The organism is Nonlabens sp. (assembly GCF_965660805.1).
Classification (GTDB): Bacteria; Bacteroidota; Bacteroidia; order Flavobacteriales; family Flavobacteriaceae; genus Nonlabens.
Genome location: NZ_CBFIBE010000015.1, coordinates 32,982 through 52,121, shown reverse-complemented (window position 1 = coordinate 52,121; position 19,140 = coordinate 32,982). Strand labels below are relative to the sequence as shown.

Annotated in this window: 16 protein-coding genes; 5 read left to right on the top strand and 11 right to left on the bottom strand. The window is 36.6% G+C overall.

The genetic code is table 11. The features are described 5' to 3' along the window. A partial coding sequence (locus ACTF48_RS05690; protein ID WP_438962181.1) for an FMN-binding glutamate synthase family protein occupies positions 1-1,044 on the top strand: 1,044 nt, incomplete at its 5' end. An 88-nt stretch (positions 1,045-1,132) separates the two neighbouring features. Here ACTF48_RS05690 and carB read toward each other — a convergent pair. Beyond that, on the bottom strand, positions 1,133-3,985 hold the full coding sequence (carB, locus tag ACTF48_RS05685; RefSeq protein WP_438962180.1) for a carbamoyl-phosphate synthase large subunit: 2,853 nt from the start codon (positions 3,983-3,985) through the stop codon (positions 1,133-1,135). 189 nt (positions 3,986-4,174) lie between these two features. Next, positions 4,175-4,339 carry a 50S ribosomal protein L34 gene (gene rpmH / locus ACTF48_RS05680; RefSeq protein WP_438962179.1) on the bottom strand — a complete coding sequence of 55 codons (165 nt, stop codon included), beginning with the start codon at positions 4,337-4,339 and terminating at the stop codon, positions 4,175-4,177. Positions 4,340-4,734: 395 nt separating this feature from the next. Between rpmH and ACTF48_RS05675 the strand changes: the two genes are divergently transcribed. Then, positions 4,735-5,250 carry a DUF2892 domain-containing protein gene (locus tag ACTF48_RS05675; protein WP_438962182.1) on the top strand — a complete coding sequence of 172 codons (516 nt, stop codon included), beginning with the start codon at positions 4,735-4,737 and terminating at the stop codon, positions 5,248-5,250. Between the two features lie 170 nt (positions 5,251-5,420). On the opposite strand, the gene ACTF48_RS05670 is transcribed toward ACTF48_RS05675, so the two are convergent. The 6 genes from ACTF48_RS05670 to ACTF48_RS05645 form a co-directional block, all read right to left on the bottom strand. Then, on the bottom strand, positions 5,421-6,326 hold the full coding sequence (locus tag ACTF48_RS05670) for a ribonuclease Z (protein ID WP_438962178.1): 906 nt from the start codon (positions 6,324-6,326) through the stop codon (positions 5,421-5,423). Between the two features lie 24 nt (positions 6,327-6,350). Next, positions 6,351-6,683, bottom strand: a complete 333-nt coding sequence (locus ACTF48_RS05665; RefSeq protein WP_438962177.1) for a ribonuclease Z — start codon at positions 6,681-6,683, stop codon at positions 6,351-6,353. Beyond that, a complete protein-coding gene (locus tag ACTF48_RS05660) occupies positions 6,676-7,614 on the bottom strand; it encodes an aspartate carbamoyltransferase catalytic subunit (RefSeq protein WP_438962176.1) in 939 nt (312 codons plus the stop codon). Before ACTF48_RS05660 ends, ACTF48_RS05665 begins: the two co-directional genes overlap by 8 nt. Then, positions 7,614-8,159 carry a bifunctional pyr operon transcriptional regulator/uracil phosphoribosyltransferase PyrR gene (gene pyrR / locus ACTF48_RS05655; protein WP_438962175.1) on the bottom strand — a complete coding sequence of 182 codons (546 nt, stop codon included), beginning with the start codon at positions 8,157-8,159 and terminating at the stop codon, positions 7,614-7,616. Before pyrR ends, ACTF48_RS05660 begins: the two co-directional genes overlap by 1 nt. Before the next feature lie 408 nt (positions 8,160-8,567). Then, positions 8,568-10,445: a 30S ribosomal protein S1 gene (gene rpsA, locus ACTF48_RS05650; protein WP_438962174.1), complete on the bottom strand. Its 1,878-nt coding sequence runs from the start codon at positions 10,443-10,445 to the stop codon at positions 8,568-8,570. Between the two features lie 58 nt (positions 10,446-10,503). Beyond that, on the bottom strand, positions 10,504-10,719 hold the full coding sequence (locus ACTF48_RS05645) for a hypothetical protein (RefSeq protein WP_438962173.1): 216 nt from the start codon (positions 10,717-10,719) through the stop codon (positions 10,504-10,506). A 59-nt stretch (positions 10,720-10,778) separates the two neighbouring features. On the opposite strand from ACTF48_RS05645, the gene ACTF48_RS05640 reads away from it, so the two are divergent. From ACTF48_RS05640 to ACTF48_RS05630, 3 genes are all read left to right on the top strand, one after another. After that, positions 10,779-12,956, top strand: coding sequence for a YfbK domain-containing protein (locus ACTF48_RS05640; protein WP_438962172.1), 2,178 nt, complete (start codon positions 10,779-10,781; stop codon positions 12,954-12,956). Positions 12,957-13,190: 234 nt separating this feature from the next. Next, entirely contained in the window at positions 13,191-13,649 is a 459-nt protein-coding gene (locus ACTF48_RS05635; protein WP_438962171.1) for a DUF1801 domain-containing protein, read from the top strand. 1 nt (position 13,650) lies between these two features. Next, positions 13,651-14,130: a hypothetical protein gene (locus ACTF48_RS05630; protein WP_438962170.1), complete on the top strand. Its 480-nt coding sequence runs from the start codon at positions 13,651-13,653 to the stop codon at positions 14,128-14,130. Between the two features lie 55 nt (positions 14,131-14,185). Here ACTF48_RS05630 and cmk read toward each other — a convergent pair whose 3' ends face one another. The 3 genes from cmk to lon all read right to left on the bottom strand — a co-directional run bounded on the left by cmk (position 14,186) and on the right by lon (position 18,877). After that, complete coding sequence (cmk, locus tag ACTF48_RS05625; RefSeq protein WP_438962169.1) at positions 14,186-14,878, bottom strand: (d)CMP kinase; 693 nt, start codon at positions 14,876-14,878, stop codon at positions 14,186-14,188. Continuing rightward, the gene (porQ, locus tag ACTF48_RS05620; RefSeq protein WP_438962168.1) at positions 14,878-15,909 is read right to left on the bottom strand and encodes a type IX secretion system protein PorQ; all 1,032 of its coding nucleotides are present in this window, start codon (positions 15,907-15,909) and stop codon (positions 14,878-14,880) included. The genes cmk and porQ overlap by 1 nt, the downstream gene beginning before the upstream one ends. A 511-nt stretch (positions 15,910-16,420) precedes the next feature. Further along, positions 16,421-18,877 (bottom strand): endopeptidase La, encoded by a 2,457-nt coding sequence (gene lon / locus ACTF48_RS05615; RefSeq protein WP_438962167.1) that lies wholly within the window; start codon positions 18,875-18,877, stop codon positions 16,421-16,423. Between the last annotated feature and the right edge of the window lie 263 nt (positions 18,878-19,140).

The window sequence follows — 19,140 nt, the reverse complement described above, 5'->3', positions numbered from 1 at the left end:
GTAGGTTCTGAATTAATCATTGGTCCAAATGCTAAAAAACCATTGAAACTAGATATTCCCTTGTTTGTATCTGACATGAGTTTTGGTGCCTTGTCTGAAGAAGCAAAAATCTCTTTAGCAAAAGGCGCTGAACTTGCCGGTACTGGTATTTGTTCCGGTGAAGGCGGAATGCTAGACGAAGAACAACAAGCCAATTCAAAATATTTTTATGAGTATGCTTCTGCAAAATTTGGTTTCGACTGGGAAAAATTAAAACGAGTGCAAGCTTTTCACTTTAAAGGCGGTCAAGGTGCAAAAACAGGTACAGGCGGACATTTATCTGGAAACAAAGTCATCGGAAAAATTGCTCAAGTACGTAATTTAGAAGAAGGAACGCCAGCCGTATCGCCACCTACTTTTGACGATTTACATACAGCAGAAGATTACAAACAATTTGCAGATAAAGTAAGAGAAGTTACAGGCGGAATTCCAATTGGGTTTAAACTTTCTGCAAACCATATTGAAGAGGACATTCAATTTGCTTTAGATGCCAGTGCAGACTACATTATTTTAGATGGAAGAGGTGGCGGAACTGGAGCTGCACCTTTAATCTTTAGAAATAATATTTCTGTACCTACTATACTCGCTTTGGCTAGAGCTAGGCATTATTTAGATAAAGTAAACAGAAAAGATGTTACCTTAGTCATCACTGGTGGAATACGTGTTCCAGACGACTTTATAAAAGCAATGGCATTAGGAGCTGATGGTGTTGCGGTATCTAATTCCGCATTACAATCTATAGGTTGTGTAGCTGCCAGAATGTGTAATACCAATAATTGCCCTGCTGGAGTGGCTACACAAAAGCCAGAATTAAGGAAATTATTGAATGTAGATAAATCGGCAAAACAATTGTACAATTTCTTTTCTGCCTCTACAGATTTAATGAAGGTGATGGCAAGAGCTTGTGGACACGATCATTTGAATAAATTTAATCAAAATGACATTACCACCTGGAAAAAAGAAATGGCGGAATGGACTGGTATTAAATTTGGTGGAATGAAATAATTTATTGTTGTAAACTGAAGTAAAAAAGCTTGGGTATTATCCCAAGCTTTTATTTTAATAGTTAGACAGTAAGTGAGATACCATCAAATTATTTGCTCAAATACATCCTTCTACGAGCGTAAAGTTCATAGAATTCATCATCTTTAAGACTGTCTACAAAAAGAATACTTTCTCCAGTAGACTTCATCTCAGGCCCTAAACGCTTATCTACGTTAGGGAACTTATTAAAAGAGAAAACCGGTTGTTTAATAGCATAACCTTCTAATTGCGGATTAAATTTAAAGTCAGTTACTTTATGATTTCCTAACATAATCTTAGTAGCATAATTAACATAAGGTTCCCCATAAGCTTTAGCAATAAAAGGTACCGTTCTACTCGCACGCGGATTTGCCTCAATGATGTACACCTTATCATCTTTAATAGCAAACTGAATGTTAATTAAACCTACAGTTTCTAAGGCTAGAGCAATTTTCTTAGTATGATCCTTAATTTGTTGCATTACTAAATCACCTAGATTGAAAGGTGGTAAAGTAGCGTTTGAATCTCCAGAGTGGACACCGCATGGCTCAATATGCTCCATGATTCCTATGATGTAAACGTTCTCACCATCACAAATAGCGTCTGCCTCAGCTTCTATGGCACCATCAAGGTAATGATCTAGAAGTAAAACATTATTAGGAATTTTTCTTAAAATATCTACGACGTGTTCTTCTAACTCGTCTTTATTAATAACGATTTTCATCCCTTGTCCACCAAGAACGTAAGATGGTCTCACAAGAATAGGGAAATCTAATTTTTCAGCAGCTTTAAGCGCTTCGGCAGGTGTGGTGGCTGTATCAAATTCAGGATAAGGAATATTATTCTCTTGTAATAAATTTGAAAACTCTCCACGATCTTCGGCAAGATCAAGAGCTTTATAACTAGTTCCCATGATTTTAACACCATAACGTTCTAGCTTTTCTGCGAGTTTTAATGCCGTTTGTCCTCCTAGCTGTACGATCACACCTTCAGGCTTTTCATGGCGTATAATATCATAAATATGTTCCCAGAATACGGGTTCAAAGTACAACTTGTCTGCCGTATCAAAATCTGTAGAAACCGTTTCTGGGTTACAGTTGATCATTATAGCTTCATAACCACATTCTTGTGCTGCATAAACTCCATGCACACAGCAGTAATCAAACTCTATTCCTTGACCTATACGGTTAGGTCCTGATCCTAGTACAATTACCTTTTTCTTATCAGAAACGATGCTTTCATTTTCTGCAAATCGTTTCCCGTCAGCAGTTTCCATTTCAGCCTCAAAGGTGGAATAATAATAAGGTGTTTTTGCTGGAAACTCTGCCGCACAGGTATCTACCAGTTTATAAACACGATTGATATTCATCTCATCGCGCTTGTTGTATACCTCACTTTCTAAACAGCCCAGCATGTGTGCTATCTGACGATCTGCAAATCCTTTTTGTTTAGCTTCTAGGAGTAGCTTTCGCGAAAGCGTATTTATATCAAACTTAGATATCTCAATTTCTAGCGAGTGTAATTCTTCAAACTGCTTCAGATACCACATGTCAATTTTAGTAATATCGTGGATGCGTTCCAGCGAAATACCCATGGCGATGGCGTCGTACAGTGCAAAAACACGATCCCAACTAGCATGTGTGAGTTTATCGATGACTTGATTATAATCTGTATAACCTTTACCATCTGCACCTAGTCCATTGCGCTTAATTTCCAGTGATTGTGTGGCTTTATGAAGTGCTTCCTGAAAGGAACGACCTATTCCCATTACCTCGCCTACAGACTTCATTTGTAATCCTAGCGTGCGCTCTGCTCCTTCAAATTTATCAAAGTTCCAGCGCGGTATTTTAACAATCACATAATCCAGTGTAGGTTCAAAAAGCGCACTTGTGGATTTAGTGATTTGATTATCTAGCTCATCAAGTGTGTATCCTATAGCAAGTTTTGCAGCGATCTTTGCAATAGGATAACCTGTTGCCTTAGATGCCAGCGCACTAGAACGGCTCACTCGCGGATTAATCTCTATGGCTATAATTTCTTCTTTTTCGTCTGGGCTTACTGCAAACTGGACGTTACAACCACCGGCAAACTCACCTATGCTGCGCATCATATGAATAGCCATATCACGCATTTTTTGATAAGTGCGGTCTGATAAGGTCATGGCAGGCGCCACCGTAATGGAGTCACCGGTATGGATTCCCATAGGGTCCATGTTTTCTATACTACAAATAATAACTACATTATCATTATTATCGCGTAATAATTCTAGCTCATATTCTTTCCAGCCCAGTAACGCTTTATCAATCATGACCTCGTGAATAGGAGAAACCTCTAGTCCACGTGTTAATAATTCATCATAATCTTCTTCATTATGAACGATGGCTGCACCTGCGCCACCTAGTGTAAATGAAGAACGGATACATAATGGAAAACCAAATTCTTGTGCAATTTCCTTTCCTTTTAAGAAAGAAGTTGCGGTCGCTTGTGGAGCCATTCCCACTCCTATTTCACCCATGAGTTCTCTAAACTTCTCACGGTCCTCAGTTACGTTAATAGCGTCTATATTAACACCTATCAAATCTACATCATGATCTTCCCAGATCCCTTTTTCTTGAGCCTCAATACACAAGTTAAGTGCGGTCTGTCCACCCATAGTAGGTAAAACGGCATCAATTTGTGGATGTTCCTTTAAAATTTTGCGTAATGAATTAGTATTTAATGGCAAAAGGTACACATGGTCTGCCATACTAGGATCAGTCATGATCGTAGCTGGATTAGAATTGATTAAAATAGTTTCAATTCCATCTTCTCTTAAAGAACGCAGTGCTTGTGTTCCTGAGTAATCAAATTCGCAGGCCTGGCCTATGATGATAGGTCCACTTCCTATAATGAGTATGGATTTAAGGTCTGTTCTTTTAGGCATTTTATGGTACTTTTTTAAGTGGTATAAATATCGTGGTTAAAAACGAGTTTTATACTTGATATAGTGTTGTGATTAAAGAAGTAATAAACAAGTTTTCGACTATTATGGAAGATAGTATTTCACGACTAGACATAAAAAAAGGCGTTACTTAAAAAAAGTAACGCCTTATATTTTATAAATAGAGAATCATTATCTCTTGTGTCTTAACTCAGAAGATACAGAAACTTTCTTACGTCCCTTTGCTCTACGACGTGCAAGAACCTTACGACCGTTTGCAGATGCCATACGCTCTCTGAAACCATGTTTGTTTCTTCTCTTTCTCTTTGACGGTTGATATGTTCTTTTTTGTGCCATAGCTTAAATTCTGTAACTCTATATAATATGAGGTATAAACCTCCATTTTTTATCGGGTGCAAATATAAGAAGTCTTTTTACTCAGGCAATAGGTCATGAAGTTTTTTTTAAATATTTTTTTTTACCACTTTAGTTAAGCTATACAACCTTGCCACTTATAAAAAATGATGTGCCATCTTTAAAATCTATATATACTAAAGATGTACTATCATGCTCTATTACTTATTAATAAAAGACATATTAACTGTAGCTATGATCTAGTTATGTAAAACATTCATAGCAATATGTACCTAAAGTTCTCCTTTTGCTTAAAATATTAGGTACAAATCTACATTCCTCAAATTCCACAATTGCTCTTTAAATATATATCTTTGCACACTCAAATAGAAGAAACCATGTTTAATAAAAACATCAAACTAGTCATCGCTGTATTAATCGTAGCGTTTTCGGTATATCAATTTACATTAAATGAAATTATGAATGGTATCTTTTTGATACTGCTAGCGGGAATATTTATCCTCTTATATTTCTGGAATGAAATGATCTTACTAGCCTTTTTAAAGTTGAGAAAGCAAGACTTTCCAGGGGCAATGAAATGGTTAGATAAAATTAAAAATCCTGAAGCGTCACTAGTTACTAAGCAACAAGGCTATTATAATTACCTACAAGGAATTATGATATCACAGTCGAATATGACTAAAGGTGAAAAGTTTTTTAAAAAAGCCATTAATCTAGGCTTGAGAATGGATCAAGATCTTGCTGTCGCTAAGCTCCAACTTGCAGGAATCGCAATGACTAAACGTAGAAAACGTGAAGCCACTACCCTACTTACTGAGGCTAAAAAACTCGATAAACACAACATGCTCGCTGATCAAATTAAAATGATGAAACAGCAGATGAAAAAAATTTAATACCTATTTGATTTATTCAAGTTAAGAATAAAGGAAATAATTTTGAATAAAGCCCAATCTCTGGATTGGGCTTTATTATTTTCATCACCTAAACATTACCGAGTTATGCCAATTTGTTTAAGCAACAATTCATAAACAAATCGGTCATAGAACTAAGGGACATGAAGAATTTAAAACACAAATTCCTTACCATCAGCAGCGAGCTCTACGGTGGGAAAAACCTCTAGAGCTTCTTTTCTAAATAATTCATAGTCACCATATCGTGTGGAATAATGACCCAGTATAAGTGTTCCTACTTGAGCTTGTTTAGCAATTTCAGCAGCTTGTGCAGCGGTGCTGTGCTTAGTACGTTCACAGAGATGCTCATGTGATTTTAAAAAGGTGGATTCATGATAAAGAACGGTTACTCCTTTAATTATAGGAACAATATCTGGCTTGTACATCGTATCGCTACAAAAAGCATAACTCTTTGCAGGATCTGGATCAATAGTGAGTTTATGATTTGAAATCATCTTACCATTATCGAGTTCCACGTCATGTCCTTGTTTTATTTTGCGATAATAAGCCTTGTCCACACCATATTCCTCACAAGCTGTAATATCCAGTTTACGATCTAGAGATTTTTCTTCAAATAAATATCCATTGGTATAAACACGGTGATCTAATGGTATGGTCGTTACCATCACTTTTTCATCTTCATAAATGCGGTGGGATTCTTTGGATTCGCTTTCGCGAAAGCGTAAATCAAAAGTCGTGTAACTCTTAGTAAGCTTTAATTGTAATAATATAATTTCGCGTATTCCTTTAGGACCGTATATAGTAAGAGGTGTATCTCTTCCTAATAAACAAAAAGTAGAAATCATCCCTATTAACCCAAAAAAATGGTCCCCATGAAGATGCGAGATGAAGATGCACTTAATGCGCGAGAATTTTATACGATTTTTGCGCATGGCTACTTGAGTTCCTTCACCACAATCTATTAAAAACAAATTGCCACGCATCTCAAGTACTTGAGCGGTAGGTCTTGTAGATGCTGTAGGAGTTGCGCTATGACAACCTAATATTTTTAATTTCAAATGATATGGTTTACTTAATAGTGCTTAAAACCCTAAATCTCTTTCTATTTCTTCCATATCGATAACATCTTGCGCCTCTTGCAAAGTAGGCACAACCATAAGTTCCTCAGGGATATCATCTATAGATAAAGCAGCGTTTACCATGACAAAAGATTGTTTAGTAGCTCTATGGGCATTACTTAATTCAAGAAATAATAATAAATCATTTAAGATAGCTGCGTTATACTGCAGTAGATCTACAATAACATTTTTACCTTTAAATTGATCAAATATGTAAGGTAAAAACTGAGCAAAATCTTTAATATCATCTTGCTCATCCCTTAATAAAATGTAGTTCTTGTGATTTTCGCTAATCATTATTACGTTGAATTTTAGAAGCGATTAAATATAAAACGGCCATGCGCACTGCAACACCATTTTCTACTTGATTTAAAATTATGGATTGATCAGAATCTGCGACATCACTTGTAATCTCTACACCTCTATTAATAGGTCCTGGATGCATGATGACGATCTTCTTTTTAAGACTATCTAGAAGTTCCTTATTCACTCCATATTGTTGCACATATTCACGCACGCTAGGGAAGTATGAGATATCCATACGTTCATTCTGTACTCGTAGCATGTTTGCAACATCACACCATTCTAGAGCTTTGCGTAGGTTGAACTCAACTTTTACCCCTAAAGATTCAATATGAGTAGGAATTAAGGTTGCCGGTCCACATACCATGACTTCTGCTCCTAACTTCTGTAAGCAGTATATATTAGAAAGAGCTACGCGACTGTGGAGAATATCACCTACTATCACTACTTTTTTACCTTCTAGAGTTCCTAGTTTCTCTCTAATACTATAAGAATCAAGCAAGGCTTGTGTAGGGTGCTCATGGGCACCATCACCGGCATTAACGATTCTGGCATCTACATGTTTAGATAAAAATACTCCAGCACCTGGATTAGGGTGACGCATCACAACGATATCCACCTTCATCGCAAGGATATTATTTACAGTATCTACTAGTGTTTCTCCTTTCTTTACAGAACTCTGTGAAGCACTAAAGTTTATCACGTCTGCACTTAAGCGTTTTTCAGCAAGTTCAAAGGATAATTTAGTACGTGTAGAGTTTTCAAAAAATAAGTTTGCAATAGTAATATCCCGTAGTGACGGAACTTTTTTAATAGGTCTATTAATAACCTCTTTAAACTGATCTGCGGTAGTATGAATGAGATGGATATCCTCTTTAGTGAGGTCTTTAATTCCTAATAAATGGTCCACGCTTAATTCACTCATTAGCTTTCATTTTTTAAAAGATACACAGCGTCTACTCCATCATTTTCATTCCAGAGTACTTTTACTTTCTGATCACCTATAGCATCTACCTGTCTTCCATTATAGTCTGGCTGTATAGGTAAGTGTCTTGAGAACCTACGATCTATAAGAGTTAACAATTCAATAGAAGCAGGTCTACCGAATGATTGTAACGCTGTTAGTGCTGCTCTTATACTACGACCTGTGTACAAAACATCATCTACAATAACTACATTCATATCTTCAACTATAAATTGAATATCTGTAGAGTTTGCTTTAAGCGGTTCTTCTCCACGACGGAAATCATCTCGATAAAAAGTAATATCCAGAAGTCCCGTTTTGAGGTCTGTTATTCCGTAATGTTCTTGGAGCATTATAGATAGTCTTTTTAGGAGAAAACTACCTCTAGGCTGTAAACCTATAAGAGCTGTTTTTTTAAAACGATGGTGGTTTTCAATTAACTGGCATGCTAGTCTGTGAAGTATAATATCCAGTTCCTGCGCGTTAAGAAGTAATTTTTGACTCATTAATTGCTGCTGCTTAATGACAAAGATAAGCTTTAAATAAAAAATGTGATGTTATTTAGTACTTCGTATTTTTAAAAAGTAGACATGCAGACATCTATAATACCCATATGTGGTAATAATATCGTTAAAACAAATTGAATTATTTTTTACTTAGTTGAAGTTGAAAATTCTTTGCATAACCGTAGCTACAGAAATAATTTTAAGTAAAAAGTAAGTAAAAAAGAAACTATCTATTAAGACTTTAAAAAATCAAGTTAGTACAAGTAACCAGAAATAATTATAAGGCTATTTAAAGAACCTATTTCGTATTATTTACAAGCATATTTTTAAACTGTAACAGTTGTATTCAAAAAAAAATCCCTTGCCATAATTGACAAGGGATTTAGTATTAAAAGATCTAAATTAAGACTACTCTTCTTCTTGAGCAGCAGCTTTAGCTTTCTTAGGCTCAGCTTTAGGAGCTTTACCTTCCATACGATCTTTAAGAGCTTGTAGCTTAGAGTTTGCATCACCTAGTGTAGGCTTATCTACAGCCTCAGCAGATTTTGCAGCTGCCTGCTTCACAATCTTAGCTTCTTCTTCTTTATGGATCACCATGTGAGAAGCAACTACTCTCTTAAATTCTTTATTGAATTCAATGATCTGGATTTGAGCCGTCTCACCTTTCTTCAATTTAGAACCATCTTCTTTTTCTAAGTGACGAGTAGGAATGAAAGCAGTAATGTCTTCATTAAACTCAACCACAGCACCTTTATCTACCATATCAGTAATAGCAACTTCGTGAGTTGTTCCTATTCCAAATTCAGCCTCATACTTATCCCATGGGTTATCCATAGTTTGTTTGTGACCTAATGATAATTTACGTCCTGTTACATCTAGTTCAAGAACCACTATATCTAGCTTATCTCCTACTGCACAGAATTCACTTGGGTGCTTAATTTTCTTAGTCCATGATAAGTCAGAGATGTAGATTAATCCATCTACTCCTTCCTCTAACTCAACAAAAACTCCAAAGTTTGTAAAGTTTCTCACTACTCCATTATGAGTAGAACCAACAGGATACTTAGAAGTAATGTCTGTCCATGGATCAGGATGCAATTGCTTCATACCTAGAGACATCTTACGATCTTCTCTATCTATAGTAAGAACTTGCGCATCTACCATATCACCTACTTTTACAAAGTCACCAGCACTTCTTAAGTGCGTAGACCATGACATTTCAGATACGTGGATCAATCCTTCTACACCTTCTTCAATCTCTACAAAAGCACCGTAGTCAGCTATAACTACTACTTTACCTTTTACCTTATCTCCTGGCTTGATCTTATCAGATAGAGCTTCCCATGGGTGCGCTTCTAATTGTTTAAGACCTAACTGGATACGTGACTTATCTTCATCAAAGTCTAAGATTACTACGTTAAGCGTTTGATCTAGTTCTACAACCTCGTTAGGGTGGTTGATACGTGACCATGAAAGATCCGTAATGTGAACTAATCCATCTACTCCACCTAGATCTACAAATACACCATAAGAAGTAATGTTTTTCACTACACCTTCTAGTACTTGTCCTTTTTCTAGACGAGAGATAATTTCTTTTTTCTGCTCTTCAATATCTGCTTCGATAAGAGCTTTGTGAGATACTACTACGTTTTTGAATTCGTGGTTGATTTTTACCACTTTAAATTCCATAGTTTTATCTACATAAGCATCATAATCACGGATAGGCTTTACGTCTATTTGTGAACCTGGTAAGAACGCCTCGATACCGAACACGTCTACGATCATTCCACCTTTAGTTCGACATTTTACATAACCATTTACGATTTCTCCTGTATCGTGTGCATTATTAACGCGTTCCCAAGCTTTGATCAAACGTGCTTTACGGTGAGAAAGAACCAGTTGTCCAGTCGCATCTTCACGCACATCTACAAGAACTTCAACTTTATCACCTTCTTTAAGGTTTGGGTTGTAACGGAACTCGTTTAAAGAAATAGCACCTTCAGACTTTGCGTTAATGTCTATAATTGCATCGCGATCAGTGATCTTGATAACAACTCCAGTCATTACATCATTATCGATAGTGTCTACAAAGTTATCTTCTACAAGCTTTTCAAAAGCTTTCAATTGATCTTCATCAACTTTTTCGATTCCTTCGCTGTAACGTTCCCAGTCAAAAGTGTCTAAAAATTCTGTTGGGTTAGTTTGTTGTGCTGTAGCAGTAGGTGCAGTGTGCGCCTGTGTTTCTTCAGTTGAAACTTCAGCTACTTTTTTGTTGTCTTCAGCCATGTTTTATTTGCTGATTAAATTTGTATTCTAAAGAGGCGTGGAAACTTACAGAACTTCTTTAGAAGAATTGTTTATAAAGTTTTGATTCCCAACCGGTTTCCTTATTCTCGATTTGGGTTTGCAAAAGTACAATAGTTTTTCCACAATTCATACAACTTTTTATGGGTAATTCACTGGCAGCGATGATTTTGATCTCGCTTTCGCGAAAGCGTAATCTCAAACACCACCTACTCCATTTATTACGTTTGCTCACTGGTAGGCAGGGTTCACTCATTCTATCTTTTTAAAAGCCTTAATCAGAGCTAGTTTTACTTGAACATTAAAACTAATATCATGAAAAAAGTACTACTCTTAGGGATTCTACTGCTGTTTGCACTTGTTTCTCACGCCAAGAAAATTACTGGAAAAGTAACCGATAGCGCCGGCGATCCTATTTTGGGCGCAACTATTACTATAAAAGGTACTTCAAATACGACCTCGTCAGATTTTGACGGGAATTACTCCATTTTGGCTGACCAAAAAGATATTCTTGTCTTTTCCTTTGCAGGTTATACTGCTGTTCAAACTGAAGTAAGACAGCAATCGGTAATCAACATTACATTGCAGGAATCACTTAAAACAGTAGTTGCTGCAGGATATAAAACTAAATACAAAAAACAAACCAGTACAGCTATAAGTACAGTAAAGACATCGAGCATTCAAAAAAGACCTAATTCAAATCTTGTTCAAACACTACAAGGACAAGCTACTGGATTAAACATTCAAGTGGCAAATGGACAACCTGGCGCGAGTACTACCGCACACTTAAGAGGCATTTCTTCCATAAATGCACATACTAAACCAGTCATTATACTGGATGGAATCCCTTTAGAGGAAAGTGATTTTAGAAACATTAATCCTCATGATGTAAAGAATGTTACTGTTTTAAAAGACGCTGGAGCCACTGCTATTTATGGAAACCGTGGTTCTAATGGTGTTATTATCATCAATACCAGCGGGAATACAAAAAACGGAATCGATTACAGGATCCCAGAAGAACTCAAAACAAATGTTCCAGATTACGAAAAATACATTTCAACCGTCGAACCCAAAGACTACGTGACTTTCTTGAACGAACAATATGCAAAAATCGAAGAAAATAAGTTTAAAAGTACTCAACTAGCACCACTTTCTACTTTTTCTATAGATGTAGATAAAGCCAGTTATAGCAACGTGAGACGTTTGATCAATGGTGGTCAGCACGTACCACCTAATGCGGTAAAGATTGAAGAAATGGTGAATTACTTTGACTATCAATATCCGCAGCCTGAAGATGAACATCCATTTTCAATCAATACTGAGGTTTCAAAAGCATCTTGGAACGAGGGAAATCGTGTGGTACGCATAGGTTTGCAAGGTAAAACTTATAAGCAAGAAGAACTACCACCATCTAATTTGACGTTTTTACTTGATGTTTCGGGCTCCATGAGTGCCGCAAATAAATTACCACTGCTCAAAAAAGCTTTTGGTTTACTGGTGAATCAAATGAGAGAACAAGATCACGTTTCCATAGTGGTGTATGCTGGTGCGGCTGGTGTAGTCTTGCCTCCTACTTCTGGAGCTCATAAAGAAACGATCCTTAAAGCATTAAATAACCTACAGTCTGGTGGCTCTACGGCTGGTGGCGCAGGAATCCAGTTAGCTTATCAACTTGCCGAGGAACACTTTGTAAAAGATGGAAACAACAGAGTTATTCTCGCTACCGATGGCGATTTTAATGTAGGTGCTTCTAACAATTCAGATTTAGAAACCATGATAGTAGAAAAAAGAAAAAGTGGTGTTTTCCTATCGGTTCTAGGTTTTGGATATGGGAATTATAAAGATGAACAGCTCGAAACACTAGCCGATAAAGGAAATGGGAACCACTCCTATATAGACACCATGCAAGAAGCTCAAAAGATTTTCGGAAAAGAATTTGGTGGAACACTTTACACGATTGCAAAAGATGTAAAAATTCAAATCGAGTTCAATCCAGCACTCGTTGCTTCTTATAGACTCATAGGCTATGAAAATAGAGTACTGAATGATGAAGATTTTGTTAACGATAAAATAGATGCTGGAGAACTAGGCAGCGGTCATACGGTAACAGCACTTTATGAAATAACTCCTGTAGATAATAAGAAAACTAGTGTTCAACCAGAACTGAAATATCAAAATAATGAAATTGTAAATGAATATGGTGACGAATTATTTACCGTAAAATTCAGATATAAAAAACCAGACGGCAAGAAGAGTGTTGAAATGATTCATGTACAAAAAAACAACACCACAAAAGCAAGTGCCGATATGAATTTTGCCACAGCGGTTGCCTTATTCGGAATGCAATTAAGAAGATCTGCTTATGATGGTAACACTACGATAAAAGATATTATCAAACTGGCAAAAAAAGGATTGAACCATGTCCCTAATGGTTATCGTGCAGAATTTATAAGGTTAGTAAAAAGTGTAAACACTTCTAGTGCTATTAATTAATCTTGCAATAAAGTCACTATTGTCTATTAATAATCAGCAATTTAACGCTTTTAACATTTTTTATTTACATTTATATATCGTTCATTGTAATTATCGTATTGTATGGACGACTATTAATCTAACACCTCGCAGATAGGAACCATGAAAAGGCTTAAAAGCCAAAAGCACTTTTCATTATCTGCGAGGTTTTTCTTTTGAATAAAATCTTTGTAATATTGAGTTTATAACCTCATCATGACTTCAAAAGCCACTACTCCACAAGAATACATCGATCAATTATCAGAAGATCGTAAAAAACCCGTAGAAGATTTACACAACGTGATTCTTAAAAATCTACCAAACGGTTTTGAAGAAGGAATGCTCTATGGCATGTTGGGGTATTTTGTTCCTAAGTCTCAATATGAACCAGGTTATCATGTAGGCAAAGAATGGACGCCATTACCTTTTATCAATATCGCTTCTCAAAAGAATTTTATAGCGCTGTATCATTCTGGTATTTATGCGAGTCCTGAACTAATGGAATGGTTCAAGGCAGAATATCCTAAACATTCCAAGTACAAACTTGACATGGGAAAAAGCTGCATCCGTTTTAAAAAGGTGGATGATATACCTTTAGAACTAATTGCAGAATTATGTACCAAGATGAGTATGAAAGAATGGATAGCAATTTATGAAGCTTTAATAAAAAAATAACATGAGAAAAACCAACGATGAGGATATCCCGAAATCCCTTCTAGCCACTAATAATATTATTATCATTACAGGATGTCTCGTTTTTGTAATAGGGCTTATTTTTTTTATTAAATACCTAAATAAAGTGGATGAAAAATATGCGAATGATCAAAGTAAGCAGTCTAATGAAACAGCGTCAACTTTGGCAAGAGGCACTTGGTTTCTAGAAGATGATGGAAACGCTGGGTTGGTAACTACAACTAATCGAGTAGCGATTTTTTATAATTCTAATGACATAAACGAGCATAATTGGTATGATTACCATATCACTAACAAACATGTTCACGCCAATACTGATTTAAGTACTGGTAATTTTTTATATCTAGTTGATGAAAAGGAACAAGACACTCTTTCTTATGAAATATTGAGCGATGGACGAAACGGTACATTAAGCTTACTCCATTTAGATTCGGGAAAAATGCATATTTATAATATGAAGTGATTTGCATAGTAGTTATAAATATCAAATTCCAACGCTAAGCTCGTAATGACGTTCTCTAACAATTCATCGCCTCAACTGCCCAAGTAACGAGTTGTTCAAACTGTTCTTCTCTAGTCATCTCGCTGGTGTCGAGTAGTTTTGCATCATCAGCTTGAATGAGTGGACTGTCTTCTCTGGTAGAATCTATGTGGTCCCGTTCTAGCACATTTTTAAGGACTTCTTCATAAACAACCTCATCACCACGTTCCAGCAACTCATCATAGCGACGTTGTGCTCTTACTTCTGACGCTGCGGTCATAAATACTTTTAGTTCAGCATCTGGAAATACTACGGTTCCTATATCGCGACCATCCATTACTACGCCTTTTTCTTTTCCCATTTCTTGTTGCTGAGCTACTAACTTAGCTCGTACTTCTGAAATTTCGGCTACCAGGCTTACGATACTACTTACTTCTAGGGTGCGTATTTCGTTCTCGATATTTTTCCCGTTAAGGTAAACATCAGCACGTTCTGTTGCTTCATTGCGTTGAAAACTTACTTGAATGTTCTCTAAAGAATCGACTAATTCTTGTGTGTGTAAATAATTGTCACGGTATATCTTTTCGCTTAAAGCGTAAAAAGAAATTGCTCGATACATAGCACCAGTATCTACATAAATATACTTGAGCCTTTGTGCGAGCTGTTTTGCGGCTGTACTTTTACCGGTACTAGAATGTCCGTCTATGGCTATAGTAATTTTATGACTCATTATTGTAAATTTATATTCACGCCAAAAAGGCTCGTATGCGACGCCAGCGTATATCTAGCATGCGTGTAACTAAATCGCATTTTATTAATTTTAAGAGAAAACCCTGCACTCACACCTGAAAAAGCTCTGGTATCTTGAATACTCAACTCTTGTGCTCTTCTAAAATTATATCCTAAACGTACCTGAAAGGCTTCTTCTGGAAAAATCTCTACCCCAAAAACAGTATGACGTAACGCATTATTAAAAAATCCTGGTTGATCTTCTATAGTATTACCGTCTAGGTCTGTTTGAGCATTTGCGTCATTAGAAAAAGCAATATTCCATTGTTGTAAGTTTTCTAATGTGACGTGCAGTCGCAGCGGTAGGTTTCTCATATTATTAGAAAACCCTAAGGCTATCTCTAGCGGTAACTTTTCATACACCTCATTATAAGGTGTAAATTGAGTTCCTATATTGCGCACTACCAGGGCTACTCTTATATCCTTATCTTCATTATAATATAAGGCTCCAAAATCTATGGCACCACCTAGCGAGGTATATTGCTCCAGTTTAGAAGAAATCACTTTTAGATTTGCACCTAGATAAATATCAGAAAAAGGGATATTATAAGCATAACCAGCAGATACGGCGACTTCATTACCACCAAACTCGCCCGTAGAAATTCCTTGTTCATTATAACCGTTAAAGGTTCCATAATCCAAATAAGTAACACCTACGTGAAAAGTCTGCACATGACGATCCCATGTATATGCATAAGCAGCCGTACCGTAATTTACATCACCTAAATAGTTAGCATAATTTACCTGAAGTTGATTATCCATTTTTGGGTTAATAGTCGCTGGATTAAATATAGCCGAAGTAGGGTCATAATCCACTCCAGTGAGCACACGACCACCTAGAGCAGCTTGCTTGGTTCCTGCTGGCAGGTTCAGAAATTGGTACGTAGTTCTTCCTCCTATTTGCGCTTGCGCGAAAATTGCTGCCACAAGCATGACCACTATAAACGATATATAAGATTGAGATCTATTCACTGCTTTACTAACGACTGCAAGTTTAATTTATTTTTAAGCGTGGTACTAGTTATTCACTAAGGAATTTAGGATTAATTGAATAGAAATCATCACCTAATCGATGGAATAAAGAACACTCTAAGTCTTTAATACCAAATTGTTATAACTTAATTTATTAGGAAGTATTTTAAAATTAAAACGTTTCAACCTTGCCGACCATAGCTGGCTACCGCAAAATTTGCCCACCATTCCTTGATATAGAAAGGAGCTTTTTTTTTAAAAATCTACCTTATAAAAGTTCCTCTCCTTAGAAAGGAGAGGACAGATTTAACTTCGCTTGTCGAAGTGGAATCAGGAGAGGTTGACCAGCGCAAGCTGATGAGATTAAAACAAATAGCCGTTTACAACCTTACCGACCATAGCTAGCTACCGCAAACTTTGCCCACCATTCCTTGATAAGGAAAAGAGCTTTTTTAATCCATCTCTTAACCGTTATCTAAAACAATGATAACTAATAACCATTACACTATTACTAAACTAATTTCTTAGCATTTTTAACTTTCTGCTTAGTAAGCGCTAGTTCTAGGACATCACTCATGTCAGTAACATAATGGAAGGTTAATCCTTTTAAGTATTCAGGTTTAATCTCGTCTATGTCACGTTTATTTTGCTCACAGAGTAAGATTTCTTTAATCTTAGCACGTTTTGCAGCAAGAATTTTTTCTTTAATTCCGCCTACAGGAAGTACCTTGCCGCGCAATGTAATTTCTCCTGTCATAGCTATGCTTTTCTTTACTTTACGTTGTGTAAATAAAGAAACTAGCGACGTTAACATGGTAATACCAGCACTAGGTCCATCCTTAGGAGTAGCGCCTTCTGGTACGTGAATGTGAACATTGTATTTATCAAACACCTCTGTAGGAATTCCTAGTGTGTCAGCATTTGCCTTGATGTACTCCATGGCTATGGTAGCACTTTCTTTCATGACCTTTCCTAGATTACCTGTTATGGTTAAGTTTCCTTTACCTTTAGATAATATAGATTCTATAAATAATATATCACCACCTACACGAGTCCATGCCAGTCCTGTAACCACACCAGCAACTTCATTATTCTCATACTTATCACGCTCCATGCGAGGAGAACCTAGTACTTCTATTACAGTATCATTAGTCACTTTTAAATCATAATCATCTTCCATGGCTATACTTTTTGCAGCATAACGTACCATTTTAGCGATTTGCTTATCTAGGGAACGCACACCACTTTCACGAGTATAACCTTCTACGATTTTTTCGATTTGCGGTTTGGCTAGTTTTAGATGATCTTTAGTAAGACCATGTTCTTTAAGCTGTTTAGGTAACAAGTGTTGTTTTCCTATTTCTACTTTTTCTTCTATGGTATAACCGGTCACATTAATGATCTCCATGCGATCACGTAAAGCTGGCTGAATGGTATTTAACGAGTTACAAGTCGCCACAAACATGACTTTACTCAGGTCAAAGCCCATTTCCAAGAAATTATCATAAAAAGCATTATTCTGCTCTGGATCTAGTACTTCTAGCATCGCACTGGACGGATCTCCATTATGAGAAGAGCTTAACTTGTCTATCTCATCCAGCACAAAAACTGGGTTAGAGGTTTTGGCCTTTTTAATGCTTTGGATAATTCGTCCTGGCATGGCACCTATGTAAGTTTTACGGTGACCACGGATCTCTGCCTCATCACGTAAACCACCTAAAGAGATACGCACATATTCACGTCCTAGCGCTTCGGCCATGGATTTTCCTAGAGAGGTCTTCCCTACTCCTGGTGGTCCATAAAGACATAAGATAGGAGATTTCATATCATTACGCAGTTTTAAAACCGCCAGATATTCTATAATACGCTTTTTAACATCATCAAGACCGTAGTGATCACGATCTAGAATTTTCATAGCACGCTTTAAGTCAAAGTTATCTTTAGAAAACTCATTCCACGGTAAGTCTAGAAAGAGATCTAGATAATTGCGCTGTATAGAATACTCTGCCACCTGCGGATTCATTCTCTGCATTTTAGCAAGTTCCTTTTCAAAGTGCTCCTTTACCTTATCATCCCATTTCTTTTCCTTAGCACGAGTGCGCATTTCATCCAGCTCTTGATGAGATGACACGCCACCACCTAATTCTTCTTGGATGGTTTTCATTTGCTGGTGCAAGAAATACTCACGTTGCTGCTTGTTAATGTCTGAATGAACCTTAGACTGTATGTCATTTTTAAGCGACAGCTTTTGTTGCTCGATGTTCATGTAGCGCAATGTTTCCAGCGCACGATCTTTAAGGTCGTTTATTTCCAGTAATTGCTGTTTCTCACTAACCTGCAAGTTCATATTTGAACTTACAAAGTTTACTAAGAATGAGTTAGACTCAATGTTTTTAATCGCAAAACTAGCTTCACTAGGAATATTAGGACTCTCCTTAATAATTTCTAGAGATAATTCTTTAATGCTATCGATGATCGCGTTGAACTCAGTATGATCAGGAAGTGGTCTCGCCTCAGGAATATCTACTGCACGAGCCGTTATATAAGGTTGTTCTGTTAGAATTTCTCCCATCTGGAAACGTTTCTTACCTTGTATAATGACCGTAGTGTTACCGTCAGGCATCTTAAGAACTCTTAAAATGCGAGCTACCACACCTACTTTGTGTAAATCATCTGCTCCAGGTTCTTCTATAGATTCATCTTTTTGAGCAACTATACCTATCACTTTATGGGACTTATTAGCCTCTTCAAGTAACTTGATGGAGCGGTCTCTTCCAGCCGTAATAGGGATTACAACTCCAGGAAATAGCACCATGTTGCGCAATGGCAATATGGGCAAAACCTCTGGAACAGACTCGTTATTCATCTCTTCCTCATCTTCAGTACTTAATAATGGGATCAACTCTGCCTCATGATCTAAATCACCGAGTGACAAATTGTCTAATTTAATTTTCTTTGGATTGAACATATGCTTTCTTCTCGCCACTATGTCACAAAACACGGCAGCTCTTCAATTAATTTACACTTATTTTTGAGCAATAGGTTGTGGTAATTACGCTTTCGCGAAAGCGAGATAACTACAATTAAAACGCTATAAATCAACATTCTAATTTTAAAAAACCTTATTACTAGCAGGCACTTATACTTTTAACCAAATACCTTAACTCTTATAGGTTTTCAAATTCAGTGCCAGTTCACTGTAACAAGTTTAAAAAAGATGCATCTTTAACA

Excerpts from the sequence above, each read along its gene's own strand:
- carB (WP_438962180.1), bottom strand. The coding sequence starts at position 3,985 with ATGCCTAAAAGAACAGACCTTAAATCCATACTCATTATAGGAAGTGGA.
- rpmH (WP_438962179.1), bottom strand. The coding sequence starts at position 4,339 with ATGGCACAAAAAAGAACATATCAACCGTCAAAGAGAAAGAGAAGAAAC.
- ACTF48_RS05675 (WP_438962182.1), top strand. The coding sequence starts at position 4,735 with ATGTTTAATAAAAACATCAAACTAGTCATCGCTGTATTAATCGTAGCG.
- ACTF48_RS05665 (WP_438962177.1), bottom strand. The coding sequence starts at position 6,683 with ATGATTAGCGAAAATCACAAGAACTACATTTTATTAAGGGATGAGCAA.
- ACTF48_RS05660 (WP_438962176.1), bottom strand. The coding sequence starts at position 7,614 with ATGAGTGAATTAAGCGTGGACCATTTATTAGGAATTAAAGACCTCACT.
- pyrR (WP_438962175.1), bottom strand. The coding sequence starts at position 8,159 with ATGAGTCAAAAATTACTTCTTAACGCGCAGGAACTGGATATTATACTT.
- rpsA (WP_438962174.1), bottom strand. The coding sequence starts at position 10,445 with ATGGCTGAAGACAACAAAAAAGTAGCTGAAGTTTCAACTGAAGAAACA.
- ACTF48_RS05645 (WP_438962173.1), bottom strand. The coding sequence starts at position 10,719 with ATGAGTGAACCCTGCCTACCAGTGAGCAAACGTAATAAATGGAGTAGG.
- ACTF48_RS05640 (WP_438962172.1), top strand. The coding sequence starts at position 10,779 with ATGAAAAAAGTACTACTCTTAGGGATTCTACTGCTGTTTGCACTTGTT.
- ACTF48_RS05635 (WP_438962171.1), top strand. The coding sequence starts at position 13,191 with ATGACTTCAAAAGCCACTACTCCACAAGAATACATCGATCAATTATCA.
- ACTF48_RS05630 (WP_438962170.1), top strand. The coding sequence starts at position 13,651 with ATGAGAAAAACCAACGATGAGGATATCCCGAAATCCCTTCTAGCCACT.
- cmk (WP_438962169.1), bottom strand. The coding sequence starts at position 14,878 with ATGAGTCATAAAATTACTATAGCCATAGACGGACATTCTAGTACCGGT.
- lon (WP_438962167.1), bottom strand. The coding sequence starts at position 18,877 with ATGTTCAATCCAAAGAAAATTAAATTAGACAATTTGTCACTCGGTGAT.